The 26323-nt window shown below is 60.1% G+C and carries 25 protein-coding genes; 12 read left to right on the top strand and 13 right to left on the bottom strand.

What is annotated here, in order from left to right; genetic code table 11:
- Nucleotides 1-68: 68 nt before the first annotated feature.
- A complete protein-coding gene (locus tag PSH64_RS09910) occupies nt 69-785 on the bottom strand; it encodes a FadR/GntR family transcriptional regulator (RefSeq protein WP_305480569.1) in 717 nt (238 codons plus the stop codon).
- 283 nt (nt 786-1068) lie between these two features.
- Between PSH64_RS09910 and PSH64_RS09905 the strand changes: the two genes are divergently transcribed.
- Entirely contained in the window at nt 1069-2415 is a 1347-nt protein-coding gene (locus PSH64_RS09905; protein ID WP_105344124.1) for an MFS transporter, read from the top strand.
- A 23-nt stretch (nt 2416-2438) separates the two neighbouring features.
- Entirely contained in the window at nt 2439-3782 is a 1344-nt protein-coding gene (gudD, locus tag PSH64_RS09900) for a glucarate dehydratase (protein WP_305480568.1), read from the top strand.
- 123 nt (nt 3783-3905) lie between these two features.
- On the opposite strand, the gene PSH64_RS09895 is transcribed toward gudD, so the two are convergent.
- Nucleotides 3906-4778 carry a LysR family transcriptional regulator gene (locus PSH64_RS09895; RefSeq protein WP_305480567.1) on the bottom strand — a complete coding sequence of 291 codons (873 nt, stop codon included), beginning with the start codon at nt 4776-4778 and terminating at the stop codon, nt 3906-3908.
- A gap of 160 nt (nt 4779-4938) precedes the next feature.
- Between PSH64_RS09895 and ampC the strand changes: the two genes are divergently transcribed.
- Together ampC and PSH64_RS09885 are read left to right on the top strand one after the other, a co-directional pair.
- Nucleotides 4939-6093: a class C beta-lactamase gene (gene ampC, locus PSH64_RS09890; RefSeq protein WP_305480566.1), complete on the top strand. Its 1155-nt coding sequence runs from the start codon at nt 4939-4941 to the stop codon at nt 6091-6093.
- 31 nt (nt 6094-6124) lie between these two features.
- On the top strand, nt 6125-6259 hold the full coding sequence (locus PSH64_RS09885; RefSeq protein WP_305480565.1) for a hypothetical protein: 135 nt from the start codon (nt 6125-6127) through the stop codon (nt 6257-6259).
- Nucleotides 6260-6274: 15 nt separating this feature from the next.
- On the opposite strand, the gene PSH64_RS09880 is transcribed toward PSH64_RS09885, so the two are convergent.
- Entirely contained in the window at nt 6275-6811 is a 537-nt protein-coding gene (locus tag PSH64_RS09880) for a DUF4174 domain-containing protein (RefSeq protein WP_105344132.1), read from the bottom strand.
- A 163-nt stretch (nt 6812-6974) separates the two neighbouring features.
- On the opposite strand from PSH64_RS09880, the gene PSH64_RS09875 reads away from it, so the two are divergent.
- Nucleotides 6975-7370, top strand: a complete 396-nt coding sequence (locus tag PSH64_RS09875; RefSeq protein ID WP_105344134.1) for a VOC family protein — start codon at nt 6975-6977, stop codon at nt 7368-7370.
- Here the strand turns inward: PSH64_RS09875 and PSH64_RS09870 are convergent.
- Together PSH64_RS09870 and PSH64_RS09860 are read right to left on the bottom strand one after the other, a co-directional pair.
- Nucleotides 7352-8137, bottom strand: coding sequence for a sulfite exporter TauE/SafE family protein (locus PSH64_RS09870; protein WP_105344136.1), 786 nt, complete (start codon nt 8135-8137; stop codon nt 7352-7354). The genes PSH64_RS09875 and PSH64_RS09870 overlap by 19 nt on opposite strands.
- Before the next feature lie 252 nt (nt 8138-8389).
- Nucleotides 8390-9139, bottom strand: coding sequence for a hypothetical protein (locus tag PSH64_RS09860; protein WP_305480564.1), 750 nt, complete (start codon nt 9137-9139; stop codon nt 8390-8392).
- A gap of 249 nt (nt 9140-9388) precedes the next feature.
- Here PSH64_RS09860 and PSH64_RS09855 point away from each other — a divergent pair, with 249 nt between their 5' ends.
- The 3 genes from PSH64_RS09855 (at nt 9389) to PSH64_RS09845 (ending at nt 12016) form a co-directional block, all read left to right on the top strand.
- Nucleotides 9389-10537 carry an aldose epimerase family protein gene (locus PSH64_RS09855; RefSeq protein ID WP_105344140.1) on the top strand — a complete coding sequence of 383 codons (1149 nt, stop codon included), beginning with the start codon at nt 9389-9391 and terminating at the stop codon, nt 10535-10537.
- 156 nt (nt 10538-10693) lie between these two features.
- Nucleotides 10694-11515 (top strand): aldo/keto reductase, encoded by an 822-nt coding sequence (locus PSH64_RS09850; RefSeq protein ID WP_305480563.1) that lies wholly within the window; start codon nt 10694-10696, stop codon nt 11513-11515.
- Between the two features lie 30 nt (nt 11516-11545).
- Nucleotides 11546-12016: a DUF1810 domain-containing protein gene (locus tag PSH64_RS09845; RefSeq protein ID WP_105344151.1), complete on the top strand. Its 471-nt coding sequence runs from the start codon at nt 11546-11548 to the stop codon at nt 12014-12016.
- On the opposite strand, the gene PSH64_RS09840 is transcribed toward PSH64_RS09845, so the two are convergent.
- Nucleotides 11981-14341: a DNA polymerase II gene (locus PSH64_RS09840; RefSeq protein WP_305481130.1), complete on the bottom strand. Its 2361-nt coding sequence runs from the start codon at nt 14339-14341 to the stop codon at nt 11981-11983. The two genes, PSH64_RS09845 and PSH64_RS09840, sit on opposite strands and share 36 nt — an antisense overlap.
- Before the next feature lie 288 nt (nt 14342-14629).
- On the opposite strand from PSH64_RS09840, the gene PSH64_RS09835 reads away from it, so the two are divergent.
- Entirely contained in the window at nt 14630-15070 is a 441-nt protein-coding gene (locus tag PSH64_RS09835) for a CBS domain-containing protein (protein ID WP_305480562.1), read from the top strand.
- Nucleotides 15071-15202: 132 nt separating this feature from the next.
- Here PSH64_RS09835 and PSH64_RS09830 read toward each other — a convergent pair whose 3' ends face one another.
- Together PSH64_RS09830 and PSH64_RS09825 are read right to left on the bottom strand one after the other, a co-directional pair.
- The gene (locus PSH64_RS09830) at nt 15203-15823 is read right to left on the bottom strand and encodes a glutathione S-transferase N-terminal domain-containing protein (protein WP_105344157.1); all 621 of its coding nucleotides are present in this window, start codon (nt 15821-15823) and stop codon (nt 15203-15205) included.
- Nucleotides 15824-16049: 226 nt separating this feature from the next.
- Nucleotides 16050-17144: a DUF1615 domain-containing protein gene (locus PSH64_RS09825; RefSeq protein ID WP_105344166.1), complete on the bottom strand. Its 1095-nt coding sequence runs from the start codon at nt 17142-17144 to the stop codon at nt 16050-16052.
- A gap of 180 nt (nt 17145-17324) precedes the next feature.
- On the opposite strand from PSH64_RS09825, the gene PSH64_RS09820 reads away from it, so the two are divergent.
- Complete coding sequence (locus PSH64_RS09820) at nt 17325-18854, top strand: FAD-dependent oxidoreductase (protein WP_305480561.1); 1530 nt, start codon at nt 17325-17327, stop codon at nt 18852-18854.
- A gap of 130 nt (nt 18855-18984) precedes the next feature.
- Here PSH64_RS09820 and hemB read toward each other — a convergent pair whose 3' ends face one another.
- The 3 genes from hemB to PSH64_RS09805 form a co-directional block, all read right to left on the bottom strand.
- Entirely contained in the window at nt 18985-19959 is a 975-nt protein-coding gene (gene hemB / locus PSH64_RS09815) for a porphobilinogen synthase (RefSeq protein WP_305480560.1), read from the bottom strand.
- Nucleotides 19960-20206: 247 nt separating this feature from the next.
- Nucleotides 20207-21049, bottom strand: coding sequence for a PhzF family phenazine biosynthesis protein (locus tag PSH64_RS09810; RefSeq protein ID WP_105344172.1), 843 nt, complete (start codon nt 21047-21049; stop codon nt 20207-20209).
- 23 nt (nt 21050-21072) lie between these two features.
- Nucleotides 21073-21780, bottom strand: coding sequence for a glutathione S-transferase family protein (locus tag PSH64_RS09805; protein ID WP_305480559.1), 708 nt, complete (start codon nt 21778-21780; stop codon nt 21073-21075).
- Between the two features lie 307 nt (nt 21781-22087).
- On the opposite strand from PSH64_RS09805, the gene PSH64_RS09800 reads away from it, so the two are divergent.
- Nucleotides 22088-22762 carry a histidine phosphatase family protein gene (locus PSH64_RS09800; RefSeq protein WP_305480558.1) on the top strand — a complete coding sequence of 225 codons (675 nt, stop codon included), beginning with the start codon at nt 22088-22090 and terminating at the stop codon, nt 22760-22762.
- Between the two features lie 158 nt (nt 22763-22920).
- Here the strand turns inward: PSH64_RS09800 and mnmH are convergent, their stop codons facing one another.
- Nucleotides 22921-24024, bottom strand: a complete 1104-nt coding sequence (mnmH, locus tag PSH64_RS09795) for a tRNA 2-selenouridine(34) synthase MnmH (protein ID WP_305480557.1) — start codon at nt 24022-24024, stop codon at nt 22921-22923.
- Entirely contained in the window at nt 24024-25058 is a 1035-nt protein-coding gene (gene selD, locus PSH64_RS09790; protein ID WP_105344183.1) for a selenide, water dikinase SelD, read from the bottom strand. Before selD ends, mnmH begins: the two co-directional genes overlap by 1 nt.
- Nucleotides 25059-25366: 308 nt before the next feature.
- On the opposite strand from selD, the gene PSH64_RS09785 reads away from it, so the two are divergent.
- Nucleotides 25367-26323, top strand: coding sequence for a nucleoside-specific channel-forming protein Tsx (locus PSH64_RS09785; protein WP_305480556.1), 957 nt, complete (start codon nt 25367-25369; stop codon nt 26321-26323).

Below are 26323 nucleotides of genomic sequence, written 5' to 3'. Positions count from 1 at the left end.
AGGCAACATCCACGCAAACTGACACGGCCTCTTCGCGAGCAAGCCCGCTGCCACAGGTCACTGGCGAATCAGCTGCCGCCCGCCGAAAAGCGGTCGCGACTGTTGGTCAGGTGCAACCACATGGCCGCCCGCGCCGCATCCGGATCCTGGCGTTTGATGGCGTTGAGAATCGCCTCGTGTTCGAGGTTGGCGAGTTGCCCGAGTTTGCTCAAGTCCGCCGAACCGCGCTCGGCGGCATTGACGCGGGTGCGGGGGATCATGGCATTGCCCAAGTGCTGCATGATCTCGGTGAAGCACACGTTGCCGGTGGCTTCGGCAATCAGCAGGTGGAAACGTTTGTCGGCCTCGACGCAGCTGTCGTTGTTGGCCAGCAAACTTTGATAGTCATCCAGTGCTTCACGCATCTGCGCCAATTGCTGATCGGTGCGCCGCACCGCTGCCAGCGCGGCGGCCTGGGTTTCCAGGCCCATGCGCAACTCCAGAATGCTGCGCACGCCCAGCGCGGTATCGACATTCAGCCGCAACCCCTGCTCCGGCGCCCGCTCGATGACAAAGGTGCCGATGCCGTGGCGGGTTTCCACCAACCCCGAAGCCTGTAATTTCGAAATCGCCTCGCGCACCACCGTACGACTGACCCCGTGTTCCTGAACAATCGAGTTCTCCGACGGCAGCTTGTCCCCCGGCAACATCTGGCCGAGCAAAATGCCCTGGGTCAGCTTGGCCACCAAATCATGGGCCAGGTTGTGGGCACGCTTGCGGCCAGGTGCGTCGATGTCTTCTTGCATGGTGATTATCCATAAGGCGGGGCTCTCCGGATCGTAGCACCGGGATCGACTGGAATCTTCAGGAAATAGCACTCAACTTGTATGACAACACTCAACAATTTGACCCATAAACCGCCATCACACCCCCACACCCGACTAAAAAAAGCATAGTAACTCTCAAATAAATAGCCATTTTATTGGACTACAGCGCTTGCCGGATGAAAAAAACCAGTTGTATGATGTCTATCAACATCGCAACACCCAGCCATACCCCGCATAAAAATAACGAGTGGGAGAAAACGAAGTGAATACATCCATACCCGGGATGAACGATGGCGCCGATTCGGTCCTGAAGTCCGCCATCTCAAAAGTGAAACGCCACGTCCTGCCGCTGTTCGTGATCATGTTCATCGTCAACTACATCGACCGTGTAAACATCGGCTTCGTCCGCGCCCACATGGAACATGACTTAGGGATTGGCGCTGCCGCCTACGGTCTCGGTGCCGGTCTGTTCTTCATCGGCTACGCGCTGTTCGAAGTCCCCTCCAACATCCTCCTGCAAAAAGTCGGCGCACGAATCTGGCTGACCCGCATCATGCTGACCTGGGGCCTGGTGGCCGCTTGCATGGCGTTCATCCAGAACGAGACCCACTTCTACATCCTGCGGTTTCTGCTCGGCGTGGCGGAAGCCGGGTTCTTTCCCGGAGTGATTTATTACTTCACTCGCTGGCTGCCCGGCGTGGAGCGTGGCAAAGCGATTGCGATCTTCCTCAGCGGTTCGGCCATTGCTTCGCTGATCTCCGGTCCGCTGTCGGGGCTGCTGCTGCAAATCAACGGTTTGGGCATGCACGGTTGGCAGTGGATGTACTTCATCGAGGGCATGTTCTCGGTCGGGTTGTGCGTGTTCGTCTGGTGCTGGCTGGACTCCAAACCCCACGACGCCAAATGGCTGACCCTTGCTGAACAGGACGCGCTGGTCAAAGCCATCGATGACGAACAACTGGCCCGCGAAGCCGCGACGCCGATCAAACCGTCACTGGGCACGCTGCTCAAGGACCGCCAGATCATCCTGTTCTGCCTGATCTACTTCTTCATTCAATTGACCATCTATGCCGCGACTTTCTGGCTGCCGAGCATCATCAAGAAGATGGGCGACCTGAGCGACATTCAGGTCGGCTTGTTCAACTCGATTCCGTGGCTGCTGTCGATCGTCGGCATGTACGCCTTCGCTTCGCTGTCGGCCAAGTGGAAACATCAGCAGGCCTGGGTCGCCGCGGCCCTGCTGATCGCTGCGGCGGGGATGTTCATGTCCACCACCGGCGGGCCGATCTTCGCCTTCGTCGCCATTTGCTTCGCCGCATTGGGCTTCAAGTCCGCCTCGTCGCTGTTCTGGCCGATTCCCCAGGCCTACCTGGATGCGCGGATCGCCGCTGGCGTGATTGCGCTGATCAACTCGGTGGGCAACCTCGGCGGCTTCGTTGCGCCGACCACCTTCGGTTTGCTGGAAGAGCACACCGGTTCGATTCAGGGTGGACTGTACGGTCTGGCCGCCACTTCGATCATCGCCGCGATCATCGTTTTCGCCGCGCGCAATAAACCGAAACCCGCACCGGCCGTTGCACTGGGCAAACCAGCGCCGAATCACGCTTGAACATTGGTTTAAAGGACAAAAAAATGAACCCACAAGAAGCCGCCAAAGCCCCGATCATCACCAGCATGCAGGTTGTGCCGGTGGCCGGCCACGATGGCATGCTGCTCAATCTGAGCGGCGCCCATGGCCCGTTCTTCACCCGCAATATCGTGATCCTCAAGGACAACGCCGGTCACACCGGCGTCGGCGAAGTACCCGGTGGCGAGCGCATTCGCCAAACCCTGGAAGATGCACGCTCTCTGGTGGTCGGCAGCCCCATCGGCACCTACCAGAAGATCCTCAATCAGGTGCGCCAGACTTTCGCCGATCGCGATGCCGGCGGGCGTGGCCTGCAGACCTTCGACCTGCGCATCACCATTCATGCCGTCACTGGCCTGGAAGCGGCCCTGCTCGACCTGCTCGGCCAGCACCTGGATGTACCGGTCGCCGCCCTGCTCGGCGAAGGCCAGCAGCGCGACGAAGTGAAGATGCTCGGCTACCTGTTTTACGTCGGTGATCGCAACGAAACCGATCTGGCCTATCGCGATGAACCGGACGCCGACAATGACTGGTTCCGCGTGCGCCATGAAAAAGCCATGAGCGCCGACGCCGTGGTACGCCTGGCGGTCGCCGCCCACGCCCGTTATGGCTTCAAGGACTTCAAACTCAAGGGCGGCGTGTTGCGCGGCGACGAGGAAATCGAAGCGGTCACCGCACTCGCCGAACGCTTTCCCGATGCGCGCATTACCCTCGACCCGAATGGCGCCTGGTCGCTGAAAGAAGCGATCCGCCTGTGCCGGGATCAGCATCACGTTCTGGCTTATGCCGAAGACCCCTGCGGGGCGGAAAACGGTTACTCGGGCCGTGAAGTCATGGCTGAGTTTCGTCGGGCCACGGGCCTGAAAACCGCGACCAACATGATCGCCACCGACTGGCGGGAAATGGGCCACGCGATCCAGTTGCAGTCAGTGGACATTCCGTTGGCCGACCCGCACTTCTGGACCATGCAGGGCTCGGTGCGAGTAGCGCAGATGTGTCACGAGTGGGGCCTGACCTGGGGCTCGCATTCCAACAACCACTTCGATATTTCCCTGGCCATGTTCACCCACGTCGCGGCCGCCGCACCCGGCGAAATTACCGCCATCGACACCCACTGGATCTGGCAGGACGGCCAGCGCCTGACCAAGGCGCCGCTGCAAATCGTCGACGGTTGCGTGCAGGTGCCGAAGAAACCGGGCCTGGGGGTTGAGCTGGACGTGGACCAACTGGCCAAGGCCCATGAGCTGTACAAAGGCATGGGATTGGGCGCACGGGATGACAGCGTGGCGATGCAGTTTCTGATTCCGGGATGGAAGTTCGATAACAAGCGGCCGTGCCTGGTGCGCTAGGCTTTTGAAAGCACCGCAATCCCTGTGGGAGCGGGCTTGCTCGCGAAGGCGGCGTGTCAGTCAACATCAATGTTGAATGTGATGGCCCCTTCGCGAGCAAGCCCGCTCCCACAGGTTTTTGTACTAAAGCGAAGCTTGCAGCAACCAATCCTTGAACGCCGCCATCGCTGAGGTTTCAGGGCGCGACTGCAAGCGAGTCAGCCAATAGCTGCCCGTAGTGATCCCAATGGGGAAAGGTTGCTGGATGACATCGGCGGCCAGTTGCCGGGCAAACATCAACGGTGGCGCCAAGGCCACGCCTGCACCTTGCAACGCCGCTTCCATCATCGCCAACGAGGAGTCGAAGACGATGCTTCGGGACAGTGCTGTATGGGTTGAGAGTCCTGCAGCCTGAAGCCACTCCGGCCACTCATCCGTGCGATAGGAACGCAACAGGGTTTGCTGCAACAGATCGGCTGGCGTCTGCAATTGCCGGGCGATCTCTGGCACGCAAAGGACCGACAACGGCGCCTCGATCAACCGCAGCGCCTCAATCCCGTGCCACGCCCCCGCACCAAAGCGGATGGCATAATCCAGGCCTTCAGCGGCCACATCCACCCGGTTGTTGTTGGTCGACAGGCGTAAATCTATGAACGGATGTTTCGCCTGGAAATCCGCCAACCGCGGCAACAGCCAACCCACCGCGAAAGTCCCCACGGCTCCTACCGTCAGCACTTCGCGAAAATGCCCGCCCTCGAAACGTTCCAGGGTTTCGGCGATCCGGTCGAAGGATTCGCGCAACACCGGCAACAGGGTTTCACCTTCGCTGGTCAGCATCAGGCCGCGCGGCAGGCGTTTGAACAAGGTCACGTTAAGCTGGGCCTCAAGGCTTTTGACCTGATGACTCACCGCCGCCTGCGTAACGCACAACTCCACTGCCGCCCGGGTGAAGCTCAAATGGCGCGCCGAAGCCTCGAAAGCACGTAGCGCATTCAGCGGCAGATGAGGTCGAATCATGCCCACTCCCAAGATTTTCTAATGGCTCATCCGAAATATCGTCGTTTGTCGGTCTTCGCCAAACTGCCTAGATTTAGCTCGCCCAATAGTGGACCGGCTTGAAAAACCGCTCGGAGTGTAGCGGCTAACACCCCCTGAAATCATGGAAAGTAACTCAATCATGCCCACAAACAATCAAAAAAGACTCTTGTCCTACAGCGTTTTCTCACTCCTCCTGGGTGCCAGCCACAGCTTTGCTGACGAGCGCATCGAAACCATCGTGAAAGCCGCCGTCGAACCGGTGATGCAGCAACAGCAGATCCCCGGCGTCGCGGTCGCGATCACCGTCAACGGCCAGCCGCATTACTTTAACTACGGCGTGGCGTCGAAAGAGAACGGCAAAGCCGTCACCGAAAACACCCTGTTCGAAATCGGTTCGGTGAGCAAAACCTTCACCGCCACCCTCGCCGCCTACGCCCAGGCCACCGGCAAACTGTCTTTGTCGGACAGCGCCAGTCAGGTGCTGCCGGCCTTGCGTGGCAGCGCGTTCGACAACATCAGCGTGCTGCAACTCGGCACCTACACCGCCGGCGGCCTGCCCCTGCAATTCCCCAGCGAGGCAGACCATCAGGAGAAGATGCTCGGCTATTTCAAGCAATGGAAACCGACCTACGCCGCCGGTACTCATCGCCTGTATTCAAACCCCAGCCTCGGACTGTTCGGCTATCTGGCGGCCCACAGCATGGGGACGCCGTTCGATGAGCTGATGGAAAAAACCGTGCTGCCGAAACTCGGCCTGAAACACAGCTACCTCAAGGTGCCGCGGGATCAAATGGCGCTTTACGCCCAGGGTTACGCCAAGGACGACAAACCTGTACGGGTCGAGCCGGGCGCGCTGGATTCCGAAGCGTATGGCGTGAAAACCAGCGCCGCGGACCTGCTTCGCTATGTTGAGGCGAACATGAATCCCGCTTCGCTGGAAAAGCCCTTGCAACAAGCCATCGCCAGCACTCACACCGGTTATTACCGGGTGGGTGAGATGACTCAAGGGTTGGGATGGGAGTTCTACAACTACCCCGTCACGCTCGACACATTACTGGCCGGCAACTCGTCGCAGATGGCGTTCGAGCCCCATGAAGTCCAGTGGCTGACCCCGCCGCAACCTCAACGCGACGATGTGCTGATCAACAAAACCGGCTCAACCGGCGGCTTTGGTGCCTACGTCGCCTTTATCCCGGCCAAAGACATCGGCATCGTGATCCTGGCCAACAAAAACTACCCGAACCCGGAGCGAGTCAAAATTGCTCACGAGATTCTGAGTGCGCTAATCAGATAGCCGAGGGTAACGTTCGGGGGATAAACGAAAAATGGTCAAGGCGCAGAACCTGTGGGAGCGTGGCTTGCCCGCGAAGAACGATGACGCGGAACACCTGAAAAACCGCGGTGCATTCTTCGCGGGCAAGCCACGCTCCCACAGGATTTTCGTCGCTCAGGTTTCTTGATTTACCCGCGAAAAATCAATCATCCGGCATTTCAGGCGGCTTGGCGGGTTTCGCCGGTTTGCCTTTGGCGCCTTTGGCCGGTGCAACTTCAGCCACCGGCGCGGGCGTCGGTACCGTCGCTTCTTTCTCGGCGGTCGGCAGCTGGTCGACAGTGTTGAAAATCTCTTTCAGGTCGACCGCCTCCGATTGCTCAAGCTTCTTTTCGCCATCCTTGCCGATCAGGATGACTTTGCTCTTCGCCCCGGCACCCAGCTTGAGCGAGCGGATCAGCGCCATCGTCGATTGTGGGTCGAGGTCTTTGCCGTCCCGTTGGCCCATCGTATTGATCACGGTGTACAGCACCATGTTTCGATCGGTGAAGCCCTTGCGGTTGGCAGATTCATCCAGCGACTTTTTCAGGTTGACCCAGGTGGGGTCGACCGAACTGGGCGCGATGACAATCAGGGGGCGGGCCCTGCCCACGTCTTTAACCAGCGGGGAATCGTCATCGGCGGCGAATGAAGGACCGACGAAAGCCAACAGAGTAGCCAGGGTCAAAGACCTGATGAGCATGCGCATCTCCTTTTGATATCCACGCTCTAATGATTGCGCATCGCGGTGATCGTTCCGGGCGATGCACCGCGATTGTGTTCGCCTTGCCCAAGCTTAGGTCAGGGCGGTCATTGCGCAACAGCCTGAGCTAATCTCATAGCTGATTCACCGCGAGGGTTTCTCCATGAGCGCTCAGTTGAACCACACCATCGTCTGGTGCCGTGACAAACAGGTGTCGGCACGCTACCTGACCGACCTGCTCGGTCTACCCGATCCCGAGCCGTTCGGGCCGATGCTGGTGGTCAAGTTCGATAACGGGGTGTCGCTGGATTTCTACAACAACGACCCGCCCATCGCGTCACAGCACTATGCGTTCTTGATTGGCGACGACGACTTCGATGCGGCCTTCGCTCGCCTGCAGGCGCTCAAGCAGCCGTGGTGGGCCGACCCCGGTAAGCAGCGGCCCAACGAGATCAACGATTACGCCGGTGGCCGGCGGGTGTATTTCGATGACCCGGACGGGCATCTGCTGGAGATTTTTACTCGGGAAGCGGTATCGGATCAGAACGCCAGTTTATAGCCGATCAGCACCAGCATGGTGGCCAGGCACGGACGCAGCAGTTCGTCGGAGATGCGCCCGGTCAAATGGCTGCCCAGGTAAATCCCAGGCAGCGAACCGACCAGCAGGAAGCCCAACACGTGCCAATCCATGTTGCCCATGCTCGCGTGGCCGAGGCCGGCGACCAGGGTCAGGGGCACCGCATGAGCGATTTCGGTGCCTACCAGGCGACGGGTGGGCAGCAGCGGATACAGGATGAACAGCGCGACGGTGCCCAGGGCGCCAGCGCCGATGGAAGTCAGGGCCACCATGGTGCCTAGCACCAGACCGGTGATCACGGTCAGTGCATTCAACCGGGAACCGCTGGGGTTGTAGTGGCCGCCCGCCCGTTTGTGAGCGAAATCGAGCAAGCGTTTCTTGAAGAAAATCGCTAGCGCCGTGGCGAACAATACGAAGCCCAGCGCCTGTTTGATGACGGCGTTCATCGCCTCGGGCGAGGTTTGCAAAGTGCTCAGGAACCACAGCGTCAGGGCTACCGCCGGCACACTGCCGAGGGTCAGCCAACCGGTGATCGCCCAGTCGATGTTCTTGTTCTTGCGATGAACCAGCACACCACTGGACTTGGTAATGGCCGCGTACAGCAAATCCGTGCCCACCGCCGTGGCCGGGTTAACGCCGAACCACAGCAGGATTGGCGTCATCAACGAACCGCCCCCGACCCCGGTCATGCCGACAATAAAGCCGACCACCAGACCTGCCACGACCAACCCGAAACTACCGAAATCCATGAATACGCCCAGAAATTCGCAGGAAACAAACCGGTCAGCAGCATAGCGATTTTTCTTATAACCACATATATCGATGCGGTCTATCGTTATGCCAATTCACCGATCTGGAACAGCGCTCTCCTCCTCAACCGCATTCCCTTGTGGGAGCGGGCTTGCTCGCGAAAGCGTCGTGTCAGTCACCACGAATGTCGACTGATACACCGCTTTCGCGAGCAAGCCCGCTCCCACAGGGAATGCGTTTTATCCGACGTCTCACTGTACCGGCAAAAAATTCAAAAACAGCAGACTCTGGGCGTAGTTGAGGCCGATCCGCCGGTAGCGTTCGTCGAGCATCTGGGTCAGCAGGTCCAGCCGCGCGACGATCTTGCCGAACTCCACGGCAAAACTCAGGTTGCTGCCCTCCTCCGAGATTTCGTTGGAGAACAGCAAGGGCTCGCCCTGCTTGTTTTGCCGCTGGCTCAAGATCCAGGTGGCTTTCTCGATGTTGCGCGCGGCATTGCTGACGAAGGTCGGGTTGATCGCATCCGTCATGTAGAACTCCAGCTGATTGCCGTGGGCGGTCACCAGCATGCTACCGATGGCATAGATGAACGCGCCGACCCGGTCGCCGAGAAACTCCGGGCTCATGGCGTAGCTCAGTGCAGCGAGGTCTTTTTTGCCGCCGAGGGTGGGCAGCGGCTCTTGCTGTTCGATGGCCATGCGCACTTGTTTTTCGGCGGTACCGACATCGAGGAAGCCGGATTTTTTCAGCTCCTGGGGGTTGCGCAGGTAGAGCTTGTTCATCAGCAGGTAGAGGCTTTCGAGGTTGTCGCGCATCGTCAGGGTCGCCATGCGGTCGACGCTGGTCTGGAGGAATTCCTGGGGTTTGCCATCGCGAAACTGGCTGATGACATCGTTGCCCGGCTGATGGCTGCAACCACTGGCGAGGAGCATCGACAGGCTAATCAGCAGCAAGCAATGACGGCGAATGTGCAGGGTAAAACGGGGTAAAACTCGAGCCATGGGTTCTTGAACTTGGGCATGGGCCGGCGGTGGGGATCGCCGCGGGCTGGCCAAGGATAGAACCGTGAAAGCTGAAAAAGTGCAGTGCCGGTGGTCCGTAAGCGCGAATCATCGCGAAAGCGCTCACAAATTAGTCATACTTTATAATTGCAATACTCGATGCATAAGCTATAAATCCTTCCTTGATCGCGTAAAAACACGATCATTAGTATGACTACTTCTTAAAAACAACAAAAAGGAAGGTCAACCATGCTTCAATCCCGACACCTGCTCTCCGGCCTCGGACTGTCCCTGATGATCGCCACCCTCTCCGCTCACGCCACTGGCTTGTCCAGCGAACAGAAAGCCTTCGGCAAAACCAATGACGGCACGCCCGTCGAACAATACATTTTGCGCAACAGCCATGGCCTGCAGGCCACGGTCATTACTTACGGCGGGATTCTCCAGTCGCTGAAAGTGCCGGATAAAAACGGCAAGCTCGACGATGTGGTGCTCGGTTTCGACGACGTGCAGGGTTATCAAAGTGGCACGGCGTTTTTCGGCGCGACCATCGGCCGCTTCGGCAATCGCTTGGCCAACGGCGCCTTCGAGCTGGATGGCAAGCGCTTTCAAGTGCCGCTCAACGACGGCAGCAATTCGCTGCACGGCGGGGCTCAAGGTTTCGACAAGCGGGTGTGGAAAGCCGAACCGAGCAAGGGCAAGGATTCGGTGGGCGTGACGCTGACGTACCTGTCGGCGGACGGTGAAATGGGTTTCCCCGGCAACCTGAAAACCGAGGTCACCTACAGCCTCACCGAGAACAATGAGCTGCGCATCGACTACAAGGCCAGCACCGATAAACCCACGGTGCTGAACCTGACCAACCACAGCTATTTCAACCTGGCCGGCGCGGGTAACGGCGATGTGCTGAAGCAGCTGGCGACCTTGCACGCCGCCCGTTACACACCAGTCACCGGCAAACTGATCCCTACCGGCGAACTGGCCCCGGTCGCCGGCACGCCCATGGACTTCACCCAACCGACCGCCATTGGTCAACACATCAAGGCCGATCACCCGCAGTTGAAATTCGCCGAGCCGAAACAAGGCGGTTTCGACTTCAACTGGGTGCTGGATGCCAAGGGCGACGTGGGTAAACTCGCCGCCGACGTCAGCGACCCGCAATCCGGACGTCGCCTGCAGCTCTACACCACTGAACCCGGCGTGCAGTTCTACACCAGCAACTTCCTCGACGGCACGGTCAAGGGCAAGGCCGGCAAGATTTACCCGCATTGGGGTGCCTTTACTCTGGAAACCCAGCATTATCCGGACTCGCCGAACCAGCCGAACTTCCCGTCCACACGGCTGGATCCGGGCAAGACCTATGCCCAGACCACGGTGTTCAGGTTCTCCGCCCGGTAAGGTCAAAGGATCGCAGCCTGCGGCAGCTGCTACGCCACCCCCAATATCGCGGGGACACCCCGCCCCGGCAGGCTGCGATCTTTCATGATGACGACGGAACCACCGTGTTATTTTGCTGCCCACTGTAGTATCGATCGGGCTTCGGAAGGAGGATTCATGCGCACTCTTGAGCTGGCCGGCAGCCATGTGCCGGTCATCGGCCAAGGCACCTGGCACATGGGGGAGGAGCGCTCCCGACACACCAAGGAAGTTGCAGCGCTGCGCCTGGGCATCGAGTTGGGCATGACCCTGATCGACACCGCTGAAATGTACGCCGAAGGGGGCGCCGAAGAGGTAGTGGGTGAAGCTATCACCGGTCTGCGTGACCAGGTTTTCCTGGTCAGCAAGGTCTACCCCCACAACGCCAGCCGCAGAGGTATCCCCCAGGCCTGCGAACGCAGCCTACGCCGGCTGAACACCGATTACATCGATCTTTATCTGTTGCACTGGCGCGGCGAGTATCCCCTTGAGGAAACCGTCGAAGCCTTCGAACGCCTGCGTGAAGACGGCAAGATCAGCCGTTGGGGCGTGTCCAACTTCGACCTGGACGACCTGGATGAACTGGCCTCACCGGCCTGCGCCACCAATCAGGTGCTGTATAACCTGGAAGAACGCGGCATCGAATTCGATCTGCTGCCCTGGAGCCAACGGCAAAAGATGCCGGTGATGGCCTACTGTCCGATCGGCCAGGGCGGGTACATGCTGGCCAATCCAATACTCAAACAGGTTGCCGCCCGTCACGAGGCGACACCTGCGCAGGTAGCGCTGGCATGGATTCTGCGTCAGAACGGGGTGATCGCCATCCCCAAAGCGGTCCACCCCGAGCATGTGCGGCTCAACGCACAAGCGGCGCATTTGCGCCTGGAGGCTGGGGATCTGGAGGCGCTGGACCAAGCGTTTCGCGCGCCACAACGCAAGCAGCGGTTGGCCATGGTCTGAGCCATCGCGGTTCTATCAGAGGGCATCGGCATGAGAAGTACCGATCAGCTCGACGCTTTCAATTTGCCACGCTTCGTCCAGGCGCAGGATCCTGTGTTCGAGTGGGTGCAGGAGGAACTGCGCGCCGGCCAGAAACGTCGGCACTGGATGTGGTTCATCTTTCCGCAGTTTGCCGGGTTGGGTGATAGCGAAATGTCCCGCTACTTTGCCATTCGCTCCAGTGAAGAAGCCACGGCGTACCTGGAGCATCCGTTGCTGGGTCCACGCTTGCGCATGTGCACGCAACTGGTTCTGGACATCCCGCAAAGCTCGATCACCAGGATTTTCGGTCACCCCGACAACCTCAAGTTCCACTCATCGATGACGCTGTTCGCCCAGGTTTCGCCAAAAGGCAGCCTGTTCCATCAGGCGCTGGATCAATATTTTCACGGCATACCGGACGACTGGACGCTGTCGCTGCTGGACTCAAAACAGGCCCAGTTGCCCCCCAATCAGCGTTGAAAAATCGTCATCCACGAACGGCAGGATAGCGTCCGCCACCGGTTGCAGCTGCCGGGTGACGTAATGGTCGTAGTCGATGGGCGCGCTGCGGATTTCCAGCGGCTCGGGGCCGGCGACAGTGATCACGTAGCTGATCCAGCCGCCGTTGTGATACTGCCGTGGGCGCCCCTGTTGGTCGTTGTAGTCATCGGCGATCCGCGCGGCCCGCACATGGGGCGGCACGTTGCGCTGATAATCATCGAGGGGACGACGCAGGCGTTTGCGGTAGATCAGGCGCTCGTCGAACTCACCGGCCAGAGTCTTGCGCACATAGTCACGCACGTAATCCTGATAGGGCTTGCGGTTGAAAATGCGCAGATACAGTTCCTGCTGGAACTGCCGGGCCAACGGCGACCAGTCGGTGCGCACGGTTTCCAGGCCTTTGTAGACCATCTCGTCGGTGCCGTCGGCGCGGGTGACCAACCCGGCATAGCGCTTCTTGCTGCCCTCCTCGGCGCCGCGAATGGTCGGCATCAGAAAGCGTTTGTAGTGGGTTTCGAACTGCAACTCCAGGGCACTTTCCAGCCCATATTCCTGTTTCACATGCTCGCGCCACCACTGGTTGACGTGGTCCACCAGCGCGTGGCCGATCTGCGCGGCTTCGGCCTGACCATGGGGGCGGCGCAGCCAGACGAAAGTCGAGTCGGTATCGCCGTAGATCACCGCGTGGCCCTGCGCTTCGATGAGTTGGCGGGTACGCAGCATGATCTCGTGCCCGCGCAAGGTGATGGACGAAGCCAACCGGGTATCGAAGAAGCGACAACCGCTGGAACCCAGTACCCCGTAAAACGCATTCATGATGATTTTCAGCGCCTGGGACAGCGGCGCATTGTGTTCACGCTTGGCGGTTTCGCGGCCTTCGGCGACCCGGGCGATGATGGCTGGCAGGCAATGCCGGGTACGGGAGAAACGGGCACCGCGAAAGCCTGGCACCGACTCGCTGTCGTCGGGGTGCTTGAGCCCTTCGATCAAACCCACCGGGTCGATCAGGAAGGTGCGGATGATCGACGGATAGAGGCTTTTGTAGTCGAGCACCAGCACCGATTCGTACAGACCAGGCTGCGAGTCCATGACAAAACCGCCGGGGCTGGCCTGCGGTGGTTTATTGCCAAGGTTCGGCGCAACGAAGCCCTGACGATGCATCAACGGCATATACAGGTGCGTGAATGCCGCCACCGAACCACCGCTGCGGTCCGCCGGCAAACCGGTGACGCTGGCGCGTTCGAGGAGGAAGGTTAGTAACTCGGTCTTGGCGAAGATCCGCGTCACCAGTTCGCAGTCCTTGAGGTTGTACTTGGCCAGGGCCGGTTTGTCCTCAGCGAACATGCGGTTGATTTCGTCCATGCGCTGGTACGGGTTGTCGATCGACTTGCCCTCACCCAACAGCGTTTGCGCAACGTTTTCCAGGCTGAACGAGGGAAAGCTCCAGGTCGCCGAACGCAGCGCCTCGATGCCGTCGATGATCAACCGGCCGGCGGCCGAGGCGAAATAATGATTGCCGCTGCCGTGCTCGCGCCACTGCATTTCTTCGCCGCCACGCCCCAGCTTCAACGGCACCGCCAGGCGGCGGGCATGTTCGTGCAGGACGCGCAGGTCGAACTGCACGACGTTCCAGCCAATGATGGCGTCGGGGTCGTGCCGGGCGAACCATTCATTGAGTTTTTTCAGCAGCAGGGTTCGCGAATCGCAGTATTCGAGCTGGAAATCCACCCCGCTGTCATCGCCATTGGGCGACCCGAGCATGTACACCTGACGCTCACCGCAGCCTTCCAGGGCGATGGAATACAACTCGCCCTGCGCGGTGGTTTCGATGTCCAGCGAGACCAGCCGCAGGTTCGGCCGGTAGCCGGGGGCGGGTTTCATTTGCGCGTCGAGCAGCAGGCCTTCGGCGCCGGGGGTACCGCCGAACAAAACCGGCGCGGTGATGAAACGCTCCATCATGTAGCGTTCCGGCGGGCGGATGTCGGCTTCGAATACCTCGACGCCCGATTTGCGCAGGGCGGTTTCCAGACGCATCAATTGGCCGTGCTGCTGGCAATACAGGCCGAGCACCGGGCGGTGCTCGAAATCCTGAAGGGCCAACGATCGCAGTTCGACGTTCTTTTCGCCACGCAATACCGTTTCGGCTTGCTCGCGCTGGGTTGCCGGAATGAACGCGACCGACGGTTGATGGGGCAGGCGGATGCGCCGGGGACCGGCATCGGTCGCCAGCCAGAACTCGACTTCGGTGCCGGCCGGGGTATCGCGCCAATGCCGGGTCAGGACGAAGCCCTGCTGTAAATCCACCACTGCAACCTCAACGATTTGATTCAAGGGGTGATTCTACGCGTGATCGACCTGTGGGAGCGGGCTTGCTCGCGAAAGCGGTGTGTCAGTCGACATTAATGTTGCCTGACGCACCGCTTTCGCGAGCAAGCCCGCTCCCACAGGTTCCATACCTTGACTGACACCGGGCTTTTACAAAGAAAAATCCCTGAATGACGCTATTTGCGTGTTATCTGCCGCTTTCTCCCTTGCTCTGTGAGCCTGTCTCTACGATTCTTCAAGAACAACGACAACACCCGAGAAGCCGTCATGAAAACCGTCGCCCAACTGCTCAAGTTAAAGGCCCAACAGAATCAGGCAGTCCACACCATTGCGCCTCATCAAATGGTGCTGGAAGCGCTGATGCTGATGGCCGCAAAAAACGTCGGCGCGTTGCCGGTCCTGAAAGAGGGAAAGGTGGTCGGCATCATCAGTGAGCGGGACTATGCGCGCAAACTGGTGCTCAAGGGGCGCTCCTCCGTCGGCACACCGGTCAGCGACATCATGGTGTCGCCGGTGATTACCGTGGACACCCATCAAACCGTCGAAACCTGCATGGGCATCATGTCCGACAAACGCCTGCGGCACTTGCCGGTAGTGGAAAACGGCGAGTTGCTGGGCTTGTTGTCGATCGGCGACCTGGTCAAGGAAGCCATTGCCGAGCAGGCTGAACTGATTCGGCAGCTGGAGCAGTACATTCGCGGCGAGTGATTGCGCGACACACCACAATTCCCCCAGTGGGAGCCGGGCTTGCTCCGAAGACGGTATGTCAGTCGACACTTATGGTGACTGACACACCGTCTTCGCGAGCAAGCCCGCTCCCACATTTGTTTGGCGGTGTTCCTATGGCCAATGCCGTGAAAAGACCGGCGCCAATGCAGGGTGCCGGTCGAAGCGTTCGAGCCAGGCGAAGAACCCCGGCCGTGCAACACGCAAGTGCTCCCGCGTACCGGCCCACCGTGTCACCACCGCCGCCAGAATATCCAGCGCGCCCGGCTTCCCATCGTCCAGGTACAACTTGCCGGCGAACTGATCGGCAAACACCTCCCAATGCCAATGCAAGCGCCGGCGGGCTCCGGCCATGAGGTTTTGCCGGGACGACTCGTCCGCCTCGGCCAGCCAGCGCTCGGGGTAATCGATGATGCCGATGGCGGCATAGCAATTGCTGACGATGTACACCAGGCCATGAATCACCTGATCGCGCTTGAGCGGGTTTTCCGGCAGCAGGTTCGACTCCGGGAATGTGAGGCCCAGATGGATGAGGATGGCCGCACTCTCGGTGAGCACACCACCATCGGGCATTTGCAGCGTGGGAACCTGCTTGAGCGGGTTGAGCTTCTCCAACGCCTGCACCGCCTCCGGGGACGATGAAACGTCGATGAAGCGATAAGGAACCTCGCACAGTTCCAGCGCGGCTTCGATGGCAGCCGCACCCGAATTCTGATGCCCATAGAGCTGGTACATGACTAAATCTCCTCTGCGACTCTCTCTTTGTAGCAGCTGCCGAAGATTGTGCTCGAATGCCTTATCAACCCAATACCCATCAGTCAGAGCGCAATCCCTGTGGGAGCGGGCTTGCTCGCGAAGACGGTGTGTCAGGCGACGTCAATGTTGAGTGTGCCGCCGCCTTCGCGAGCAAGTCCGCTCCCACAATTTGCGCGCCTTGACTGACAGGTTTTGGCCTGGCTCGTTACTTCCCCGCGCGCGTCATGCAACGCCGATAACGCTCATCGACCCGCTTGGCGAACCACGCCGTGGTGAGCTTGCGGGTGATTTTCGGGCTTTGCAGCACGATCCCCGGCAACACCGCCCGGGGTAATGGCCGGCCTTCGGCCTGTTCAGCCAGGGCGAAGACACGCCGATAGAGCCGTGTGTCCTCGAATTCGAGACCTTTACCCTCCTCCAGCTGATCCCGAATGGTCGGGTTGCGCATGTCCAATTGCTTGCCGAGGGTGCGCACTGCCAATTCCGTGGTGCCGGGCATGATCGAGTCGTAGCGCACCAGATCGCCATCCAGCGCCAGCGGGATGCCGGTGGCACGACTGACCGCATTCTGAAACGCCGCATTGCGGCTGGCGTACCAACCGGCGTTGAAATCGGCGAAGCGATACAGCGGCTGCTCGTAACTCACCGGGTAACCGAGCAAGTGGGCAATACCGAAGTACATACCGCCGCGACGGGTGAACACTTCACGGCGAATCGAGCCGGACACCGGGTAGGGATAATCCCGCGCCTGCTGCTCGGCGAAGTCGATGCTGACCTGCATCGGCCCGCCGGTGTGCACCGGGTTGAACCCGCCGAACAAGGTCCGGCCCATGGGCACCATGCCGATGAAGTCATCGAAAATCGCGCTGAGTTCTTTTTCGCTGCGCGCGGCGTTCAGCCGGTCGCTGTAGCTTTTGCCGTTAGGCGAACGCACCTGCAAGGCACCGCTGACCAACAGGCTGGGGATATGGGCCTTGTCGGCGCGGCGGTCGATTTCGTCCCGGGCGATCTTGCCCAGGCCCGGCACCGGTGGATCAGCCTGAAATGTCGACTCCTGTTCAGTGACCGCGAGTACCGAACACAGGTTTTGTGTGGTTGGCGAAATCTTTTGCGCGGCAAACGCCGCGTAAATGTCCGTGGCCCAGCCCTGAGGGTCGACTGTCTTGGTCGGCAGCAGGCGCACGATCTCGGCCTTGACCTCGGCAGGCTTGCGGGCCGGCGGCTCCTGAGTGCGCTGAGTGCCGCAACCGGCCAGTACCGACAGCGCGGCCATCGTCATGATCAATCGATTGGCTTGCATGGTGCTCCATCAAATCCGTTGAGCCGGGTTAACCATACGACCAATGGCATGGCGCAGGCTATGACTGTCGCCGGCCTCTCACTGTTCCGTGAACACTCCGGCGTTTTCCGTTGAGCAGTCGGCCCGCGAGTGCACTTCGGTTGAACCATACTTGATCCACACACCGAGGAGGACAGGCCCATGAACCGTAGCGACGTGCTGATCATCGGCGCCGGCCCGACCGGGCTGGTCCTGGCGCTATGGCTGAGCAAACTGGGGATCAGGGTGCGGATTATCGACAAGACTTCCGCCCCCGGCACCACCTCACGCGCGTTGGCGGTACAGGCCAGGACGCTGGAACTGTATCGCCAGCTCGACCTCAGCGAAGCCGTGGTCCAGAACGGCCATAAAGTGTGCGCAGCGAATTTCTGGGTCAAGGGCGAACCGGTCGCACGCCTGCCGTTGAGCACCATCGGCGAGGGTTTGACGCCCTATGCATTTCTGGAAATCTATCCGCAAGACGAGCACGAACAACTGCTGATCGAACGCCTGGAAACCTTCGGAGTTACGGTGGAGCGCAACACCGAACTGCAAAGCTTCGAAGAGGCCGGCGACGGCATCAGCGCCCGGTTGCGCTTGCCGGATGGCCAGCAGGAAACCTGCCAGGCCTGTTACCTCGCAGGCTGCGATGGCGCCCGCTCGATTGTGCGCAAGACCCTGGACACCGATTTTCCGGGGGGCACCTACCAGCAGATTTTCTACGTAGCGGATGTGCAGGCCCGCGGCCCGACGTTCAACGGTGAACTGCACGTGGACCTCGACGAAGCCGACTTCCTCGCCATTTTTCCTTTGTCCAGCGAAGGTCGCGCCCGGCTGATCGGCACGGTTCGCGACGAACGCGCCGACCGCGCCGAAACCCTCCAGTTTGCAGATGTCAGCAGTCGGGCCATCGAGCATTTAAAAGTGCAGATCGATCAGGTGAACTGGTTCTCGACCTACCGCGTGCATCACCGGGTAGCGGATCACTTTCGCACCGGGCGCGCGTTTCTATTGGGTGACGCCGCCCATGTCCACAGCCCGGCGGGTGGCCAGGGCATGAACACCGGGATTGGCGACGCAATCAATCTGGCCTGGAAACTCGCGGCGGTGTTAAGCGGTAGCGCCACGACCAAACTGCTCGACAGTTATGAAACCGAACGCATCGCCTTCGCCCGGCGCCTGGTGGCCACCACTGACCGGGTGTTCAATTTCGTCACCGCCGATGGGCCAATTGCCGACGTGATCCGCATGCGTGTGGCACCGTTTTTGATCCCGAAAATGATCTCGTTCGAGGCGGCCCGGGAGTTCATGTTTCGCACGGTGTCGCAGACCACGCTCAACTATCGCGGCATGCCGTTGAGTGAGGGCGTTACCGGCCATATTCACGGCGGTGATCGCCTGCCCTGGGCCCACGACGATGAAGGGGACAACTTCGAATCGCTGAAATACCTGACCTGGCAGGTGCATGTGTATGGCGAAACCAGCGACGAGATGATCGCTTGGTGCAGCGCGCATCACCTGCCGTTGCAGGTGTTCGACTGGCGGCCGGTGTTTGACACCGTGGGGCTGGCGCGCAACGGGTTTTACCTGCTGCGCCCGGATACCTATGTGGCGATCGCCGACTACAGCGCCGATCCGAAGGTGATCGAACGGTATTTCCGCGATCATGGGATACGGCCTTTCATCAGCTGACCCCGAGGCCGCCGAAGATCAAATGTGGGAGCGGGCTTGCTCGCGAAGGCGGTGTGCCAGTCGATACTTATGGTGACTGATACACCGCCTTCGTGGGCAAGCCCGCTCCCACAGGGTTATGGGATGATCTTTAGATCCCGGCCAGGGCCAGGTCCATCGCGAAGTAAGTGAAGATCAAATCCGCCCCCGCCCGCTTGATCGCCCCAAGGCTTTCACGCACGACGCGATCTTCATCGATCGCCCCGGCCTGGGCGGCGAATTTGATCATCGCGTATTCGCCGCTCACCTGATACGCCGACAACGGCAGGCGCGAGGCTTCACGGATGTCGCGAATAATGTCCAGGTACGCGCCGGCCGGCTTGACCATCAGCGCGTCGGCGCCTTCCTGTTCGTCCAGCAACGATTCACGCACCGCTTCGCGGCGGTTCATCGGGTTCATCTGATAGCTTTTGCGGTCGCCCTTGAGCGCACTGCCGCCGGCTTCGCGGAACGGGCCATAGAGCGCCGAGGCGAACTTGGTCGAATAGGCCATGATCGCGGTCTGGCTGAACCCCGCTGCGTCGAGCGCCCGGCGAATGGCCTGGACCTGCCCGTCCATGGCCGCCGACGGCGCGATCACATCGGCACCGGCCCGAGCGGCGGCCACGGCTTGCTTGCCGAGGTTGATCAGGGTCTGGTCGTTGTCGACTTCGTGCCGGTGCAAAACGCCGCAATGGCCGTGGTCGGTGTACTCACAAAAACAGGTGTCGGACATCACGATCATTTCCGGCACGGCGTCTTTGGCAATGCGCGACATGCGCGACACCAGGCCATTGTCGTTCCAGGTGTCGCTGCCGCTGCTGTCCAGATGGTGAGACACGCCAAACGTCATCACCGACTTGATCCCGGCCCGGGCATACCGCTCGATCTCACCGGCCAGTTTCGACTCGGGAATGCGCATCATCCCGGGCATGCTTTTGATCGGCACGAAATCATCGATTTCTTCCTCGACGAAAATCGGCAACACCAGATCGTTCAAGGTGAATTCGGTTTCCTGGAACAGGCTGCGCAGGCTCGCATTGCGGCGCAGACGGCGTGGACGTGCTTCGGGGAACTGACTGGACATGGGCCTTCCTGAAAAACGGCGAATGAGACAAAGGTCGTAGGGGGCGAAGCTTATGCCCTGCAAGGCGTGGGGTACAAACCTCAGACACGGAACAAAGCGTTACCGGTTCGGCAACAATCCCCGCAGCCAGCACAGAACCCTGTGGGATCGGCAGTACGGCGGTCCGACTTGCTCGCAAAGGCTGACTATCATTCAACATTAATGTCGACTGACCCACCGCATTCGCGAGCAAGCCCGCTCCCACAGGTTAAAGCGTCAGTATGCCGCTGATGCAGGTCACCACCGCGCCACCCACCCAAATCTCATCCCCCACCTGCTCCACCCGAATCCGTCCGGCGCGGCCCATGCTCAGGCCCTGGCTGACGACGTAGGACGTCGGGGCCAGCCCTTCACCGAGCAACCATTGAGCGATCCCGGCGTTCAGGCTGCCGGTGGCCGGGTCTTCCGGCATGCCGTCGCCGGAGATGAACGCCCGCACTTCGAACTGCGCGTCAGTGCCGTCGCGCTCGGGGTGCCACGGCGCAATGATACCGACGGCGAGGCCGAGCAGCTGCGAATGATCCGGTTGCAAGTCCAGCACCTGCTGCCGATCCTCGACCATCACCGCCAACCAGCCGGCGCCATTGTCGACCCATTGCGTACGCACAATCGCCCACGGTGCCAAGCCGAGGCCCCGCCGCACGCGCTCGACCAGCTCGGCGTCCACCGGGCCGGACTTGAGCAACGGTGGTGCGAGAAACGCCAGCTCCGCGCCCTGTCGACGCACTCGCACCAACCCGACACCGCACTCCTGAATGATCTCCTCGCCCTTGGGCACCCCACCGGCCTCGAGCCAGGCATGGCAGGTGCCCAGCGTCGGATGACCGGCGAACGGCAACTCTTGCTGAGTGGTGAAGATACGTACCCGATAGTCGGCCCTGGGGTCTCGAGGCTCGAGCACGAAAGTGGTTTCGCTGAGGTTGGTCCAGGTCGCGAATGCCGCCATGCGCTCATCGCTCAGCCTGTCTGCGCCGAACACCACCGCCAGCGCATTGCCCTTGAGCGCCACACGGCTGAAGACATCTACTTGCTTGAAATCGAATGAGCTCATTGCCTGCCTTGGTGATGAGGGGTTCAAAGGAGTTGCTTGGGGATTTCCAGCCCGCGAATCACCGCCGGCCTTGCCAGGAAACGCTCCAGCACGCGAGTGACATTGGGGAAATTCTGGATGCCGACCAGATCACCCGCTTCGTAGAAGCCGATCAGGTTGCGCACCCATGGAAAGATCGCGATGTCGGCGATGGTGTAGCGCTCGCCCATGATCCAGTCGCGCCCTTGCAAGCGGCCATCAAGGACCTTGAGCAAGCGTTTGCTTTCGTCGACGTAACGATCACGGGGACGCTTGTCTTCGTAGTCCTTGCCGGCGAATTTGTTGAAGAAACCGAGCTGGCCGAACATCGGCCCGATACCGCCCATCTGAAACATCAACCACTGAATGGTCTCATAACGCGCCGCCGATTCCTGGGCCAGCAGTTGCCCGCTCTTGTCGGCGAGGTAGATCAAAATCGCCCCCGACTCGAACAGTGCCAGCGGTTGATCGTCCGGACCGTGGGGGTCGATGATCGCCGGAATCTTGTTATTGGGGTTCAGCGACAGAAACTCGGGAGACAGCTGATCGTTGGTTTCGAAGCCCACACGATGCGGTTCGTAGGGCAGCCCGATCTCTTCGAGCATGATCGAAACCTTGACACCATTGGGCGTGGGCAAGGAATAGAGCTGGATCCACTCCGGGTACTGGGCCGGCCATTTTCGGGTGATGGGGAATGCAGACAAATTGGTCATAAAGGGCATCCATGGGAAAAACGGAGTGAAGATCATAAGGGGGACGGGGATACGATGTGTACTGTGTCCATAAAACCGAAACATCCTGTCAATAACCTTTCCGCAAATCTGCTCAAGGTTACCGCTAAAGTGCCAGGCACTTCGCTCGGATCGAAGCTCGAATCGAACCAAAAGGGCTTCAGTTGACTCTGAGCATTGCCCTGTTAGAAATGGACCGGGTCAACGACATGGAAAACACCCTATGCTCGGAGCTTGCGGTGTCAAGGTTTGTCAGCCTTAACCGAATGCGCTGAAGATCACCTATTCGATGATGAATCCTTTGAAAATCACCAATCGCTTCAACCATCGTGCTTATATCTTCCTACCCACTCTATTGGCGGCCGGCGCGTTGTTTTTGTCGCTGGAATCCAGTGAAAGTCGCGCCCAACCAGCGGACGGTACACAGACGCTAGTGTTTTTACGCCACGCGGAAAAGCCGGCCGGCGGCCTGGGTCAGCTCAATTGCCAGGGACTGAACCGCTCCATCGACCTGGCCACCTTGTTGCCGGAAAAATTCGGCAAGGCCAACTACGTGTTTGCCGCCAACCCGACGCGCAATGTCGAGGAAGGCGAGCTGGACAACTCCTACAGTTACATCCGCCCCCTGATGACCATCAACCCCAGCGCGATCAAGCTCGGCTTGCCGGTAAACATCGAGTTTGCGGCCAACGACACCAGCGACCTGGCCGATGAACTGCTTCGGGACAAATATCACAACTCGATCATCTATACCGCCTGGTCCCATGGCTACCTGCCCGAGCTGATCAACAAGGTCGCCGGGGAAGCCGTCGGCTCAAAACAGAACATCGCCAATGACTGGGCCTCCAACGACTATGACTCGCTGTACGTGCTCACCCTGACCTGGCACAACGGCAAGGCCAGCCTGCAGAGCCACAGTTACAAGCAAGGGCTGAATAACGGTCAGGAAGCTTGTCCGATGTAAGGTCGGGGTGGCTGTGTTTCAAGAAATGGGTGCCTGTCAGGGCCCCTTCGCGAGCAAGCCCGCTCCCACATTGGGTCTCTGTTATGCACAAAGTCTGTGTTCACTGAAGATCCAATGTGGGAGCGGGCTTGCTCGCGAAGAGACCGGCAAAAACAACATCACCCCCGCTGATTACCCCGCTCCCGCAGGTACTCAAGCACCGCCCCCCGCTCCCCGACAAACTCGATCCGCGCGCCCTTCTTCTCCCGCTGAAACACATACATCGGGTCGTAATACTCGCGCAGCAGCCCTTCGATCCAGCCCCGGTGCAAGTCCACCGCACCGCTGTTGGCCTGTTCCGCCAGCGCGTCTTCCATCAAGGTCAGGATCCGCTGGTGACGTTCGCCACCCAGGCGTTTCTGGACATTGTTCAGGCTCGCCAACATCCGCTCGGAAAACAGCGTGAAGCCTTCATCGCCATACACCTCGGTGAATTCGGCGCATAAATCCACCACGTAATCGCGCAGGATCCGCTCGACGCGCCCTTCCAGGCTGTCTTCAAGCCAGACCATCGGAAACTGCTGCATGCCCTGATACAGCGGTAACGGCAGCGCGCAACTGCCGATCGCGCGGCTCTCGTCTTCGAGCACAAACTGCTCGATACCGTTGGCGCGTTTTTTCAGCACGTCCACGGCCAGGCGGTTTTCAAAGTCGATGTTGGAGGGCTGGCCGGTGGCGCGCTTGCCGAAACTGGAGCCGCGATGATGGGCGTGACCTTCAAGGTCCAGCGCGTTGCCCAATTGCGTGAGCACCTCGGTCTTGCCGGTGCCGGTCATGCCACCCAGCAAGACGAAATCACACTGGGCAACGGCCTGGTCGAGCGTGTCGAGCAAGAAGGTGCGCATGGCCTTGTAGCCGCCACCGACCCGCGGATAGTCGATGCCCGCTTCGTCCTTGAGCCACTGCTGGGTGATCTGCGAACGCAGTCCGCCGCGAAAACAATACAAATAACCATCCGGATGCGCCCGGGCAAAATCGGCCCAGGCCTGGATGCGCTCGGCCTTGATCTGGCCGGCCACCAACTGATGCCCCAGCGTGATCGCCGCTTGCTGGCCGTGTTGTTTGTAGCAAGTGCCGACCCGTTGCCGCTCGTGGTCATTCATCAGCGGCAGGTTGACCACGCCGGGGAATGAGCCCTTGAGGAATTCGACCGGCGCGCGCACATCCATCATCGGCCGGTCGTTGAGGAAGATGTCGCGGTAATCGGTGAAGTCTCTGGACATCAAACCACCTCAACCGCGTAGGTCTGTCGCTCTACCAGTTCGCCGATCGGCTCAAGGTTCAGGCCAAGCTCGGCGGCAGCGTTGAGGAACTGTTCGTTGCCTTCAGGGGTGACTGCAATCAGCAGGCCACCACTGGTCTGCGGGTCGCAGAGCACACGTTTGTGCAACTCCTGGAGCCGGCCGACCTTGCTGGCGTAGCTGTCGAAATTGCGCAGCGTGCCGCCGGGCACGCAGCCCTGGTCGAGGTAATACTCGACGCCCGGCAGGCGCGGCACACGGTCATAGCCGATGCGGGCGGTCACGTTGCTGCCATCGGCCATTTCCACCAAGTGCCCGAGCAGGCCGAAACCGGTGACGTCGGTCATCGCGGTCACGCCATCGAGCTTGCCGAAACGGCTGCCGGGTTTGTTCAGGGTGCACATCCAGTCGCGGGCCAGGCCGATGTCGGCATGACGTAACTTGCCCTTCTTCTCGGCGGTGGTGAGGATGCCGATACCCAAGGGTTTGGTGAGATAGAGCAGGCATCCGGCGGTGGCGGTGTCGTTGCGCTTCATGTGGCGCTTTTCCACCAGTCCGGTCACGGCCAGGCCGAAGATCGGCTCAGGCGCGTCGATGGAATGGCCGCCGGCCAGGGGGATTCCCGCTTCATCGCAGACCGAACGCCCGCCGCGAATCACTTCCCGGGCGATCTCCGGCGCCAGCACATTGACCGGCCAGCCGAGGATCGCAATCGCCATCAACGGATCGCCGCCCATGGCGTAAATGTCGCTGATGGCGTTGGTGGCGGCGATACGGCCGAAATCGAACGGGTCGTCGACGATCGGCATAAAGAAGTCAGTGGTCGACACCACGCCACGTTCTTCGTCGATGGCATACACCGCCGCGTCATCGCGCGAGGCATTGCCGACCCAGAGTTTCGGGTCCAGATTCTGCGCGCCGCTACCGGCCAGAATCACCTCCAGCACCTGGGGCGAAATCTTGCAGCCGCAACCTGCGCCGTGGCTGTATTGGGTCAGACGAATCGGCTCGCTCATGGGATGCACCTTGTGAAGTCAATGCCCAGGATTCTACAGCAACCCCCATTTGTAGGAGGGCGCGTAAGTACGATCTTTGTGCAACGACACTCGCTTTGGTGCACTCAGGTAAGTCTCCTTTCCCCCACCGTCCGAAATCCTTGACCAAAAGGACAGCAAAACCGCCAATTCCTCCGGCTTTTCAGCGCTTTGAGAAAATTGGTATAGCTTGTGCAAACGTTTGCGAGTCGCCGATACCGGCCTGTTCGCCACTTAACCGCACAAGCCCGCACCACCGGGGCTTCGATCCGCACGAAAAGGGACTTTTAATGCATTGCACCTCCAGTCGCGTGACTTGCTCGCGCACGTTTGCTGTTTCCTTGCTGTTGGCCAGCGTTACAGGACTACTCAGCAGCTCCGCGTTGGCCCAACCGGCCGCCACCGAAGAATCCGCCCAGGGCGAAGCCCTCAGCCCTGAAGCCCACCCGCCGAAAAAAGGTGCGTACCTGTCGGACTGGTTCAATCAGGACCTGACCGTCATCGGCAGCAAGGACATCAGTTTCGGCCCGCAACCGGCCGACGATATTTACCTGGAATACGAATACTTCGGCCGCAAGGGGCCGTTCGAGTTGTACGGCTACATCGACATTCCGAAGATCTTCGACATCGGCAACAGCCATGACAAAGGCGTATGGGACCACGGCTCGCCAGTGTTCATGGAGCACGAACCGCGGATTTCCATCGACTACCTCGCCGGCCGCAGCCTGGCCGTCGGGCCGTTCAAGGAATGGTACGTGGCGTTCGACTGGATCTACGACCACGGCAGCAACAGCGCCAACCGTGCCAACACGCTGTACAGCGGCCTCGGCACCGACATCGATACCCATTCGCGGGTCAACCTGTCGGCCAACTTCTACGGTCGCTACCAGTGGGAAAACTACGGCGCCAGCAACGAGTATTCGTGGGACGGCTACCGCGCCCAACTCAAATACATCGTGCCCATCAGCAGTTTCAGCAACGGCGCTTCGCTGACCTACATCGGCTTCACCAACTTCGACTTCGGCTCCGACCTGCACAAGGACAACCCAGCCCGCACCGCCAACGCCACCGTGGCCACCAACGTGTTGCTCTACGCCTTCACCCACTTGCGTTTCACCCTGGTCGGCCGTTACTTCCACAACGGCGGCAACTGGGAGGACGGCAGTGAGTTGAATTTCGGCGACGGCGACTTCCGCGCCCGTTCCAACGGCTGGGGTTACTACGCCGGTGTCGGCTATCAGTTTTAA

Origin of the sequence: Pseudomonas sp. FP1742 (assembly GCF_030687145.1) — a bacterium.
GTDB lineage: Bacteria > Pseudomonadota > Gammaproteobacteria > Pseudomonadales > Pseudomonadaceae > Aquipseudomonas > Aquipseudomonas frederiksbergensis_D.
The sequence above is the reverse complement of the archived record's forward strand: the minus strand, read 5'-3'. Positions and strand labels throughout refer to the sequence as shown.

Excerpts from the sequence above, each read along its gene's own strand:
- PSH64_RS09855 (WP_105344140.1), top strand. The coding sequence starts at position 9,389 with ATGCTTCAATCCCGACACCTGCTCTCCGGCCTCGGACTGTCCCTGATG.
- PSH64_RS09850 (WP_305480563.1), top strand. The coding sequence starts at position 10,694 with ATGCGCACTCTTGAGCTGGCCGGCAGCCATGTGCCGGTCATCGGCCAA.
- PSH64_RS09810 (WP_105344172.1), bottom strand. The coding sequence starts at position 21,049 with ATGAGCTCATTCGATTTCAAGCAAGTAGATGTCTTCAGCCGTGTGGCG.
- PSH64_RS09875 (WP_105344134.1), top strand. The coding sequence starts at position 6,975 with ATGAGCGCTCAGTTGAACCACACCATCGTCTGGTGCCGTGACAAACAG.
- PSH64_RS09805 (WP_305480559.1), bottom strand. The coding sequence starts at position 21,780 with ATGACCAATTTGTCTGCATTCCCCATCACCCGAAAATGGCCGGCCCAG.
- PSH64_RS09885 (WP_305480565.1), top strand. The coding sequence starts at position 6,125 with ATGGTCAAGGCGCAGAACCTGTGGGAGCGTGGCTTGCCCGCGAAGAAC.
- PSH64_RS09800 (WP_305480558.1), top strand. The coding sequence starts at position 22,088 with ATGATGAATCCTTTGAAAATCACCAATCGCTTCAACCATCGTGCTTAT.
- PSH64_RS09895 (WP_305480567.1), bottom strand. The coding sequence starts at position 4,778 with ATGATTCGACCTCATCTGCCGCTGAATGCGCTACGTGCTTTCGAGGCT.
- PSH64_RS09880 (WP_105344132.1), bottom strand. The coding sequence starts at position 6,811 with ATGCTCATCAGGTCTTTGACCCTGGCTACTCTGTTGGCTTTCGTCGGT.
- PSH64_RS09910 (WP_305480569.1), bottom strand. The coding sequence starts at position 785 with ATGCAAGAAGACATCGACGCACCTGGCCGCAAGCGTGCCCACAACCTG.
- PSH64_RS09870 (WP_105344136.1), bottom strand. The coding sequence starts at position 8,137 with ATGGATTTCGGTAGTTTCGGGTTGGTCGTGGCAGGTCTGGTGGTCGGC.
- PSH64_RS09835 (WP_305480562.1), top strand. The coding sequence starts at position 14,630 with ATGAAAACCGTCGCCCAACTGCTCAAGTTAAAGGCCCAACAGAATCAG.
- PSH64_RS09860 (WP_305480564.1), bottom strand. The coding sequence starts at position 9,139 with ATGGCTCGAGTTTTACCCCGTTTTACCCTGCACATTCGCCGTCATTGC.
- PSH64_RS09785 (WP_305480556.1), top strand. The coding sequence starts at position 25,367 with ATGCATTGCACCTCCAGTCGCGTGACTTGCTCGCGCACGTTTGCTGTT.
- hemB (WP_305480560.1), bottom strand. The coding sequence starts at position 19,959 with ATGTCCAGTCAGTTCCCCGAAGCACGTCCACGCCGTCTGCGCCGCAAT.
- PSH64_RS09830 (WP_105344157.1), bottom strand. The coding sequence starts at position 15,823 with ATGTACCAGCTCTATGGGCATCAGAATTCGGGTGCGGCTGCCATCGAA.
- mnmH (WP_305480557.1), bottom strand. The coding sequence starts at position 24,024 with ATGTCCAGAGACTTCACCGATTACCGCGACATCTTCCTCAACGACCGG.
- gudD (WP_305480568.1), top strand. The coding sequence starts at position 2,439 with ATGAACCCACAAGAAGCCGCCAAAGCCCCGATCATCACCAGCATGCAG.
- PSH64_RS09820 (WP_305480561.1), top strand. The coding sequence starts at position 17,325 with ATGAACCGTAGCGACGTGCTGATCATCGGCGCCGGCCCGACCGGGCTG.
- ampC (WP_305480566.1), top strand. The coding sequence starts at position 4,939 with ATGCCCACAAACAATCAAAAAAGACTCTTGTCCTACAGCGTTTTCTCA.
- PSH64_RS09845 (WP_105344151.1), top strand. The coding sequence starts at position 11,546 with ATGAGAAGTACCGATCAGCTCGACGCTTTCAATTTGCCACGCTTCGTC.
- PSH64_RS09825 (WP_105344166.1), bottom strand. The coding sequence starts at position 17,144 with ATGCAAGCCAATCGATTGATCATGACGATGGCCGCGCTGTCGGTACTG.
- selD (WP_105344183.1), bottom strand. The coding sequence starts at position 25,058 with ATGAGCGAGCCGATTCGTCTGACCCAATACAGCCACGGCGCAGGTTGC.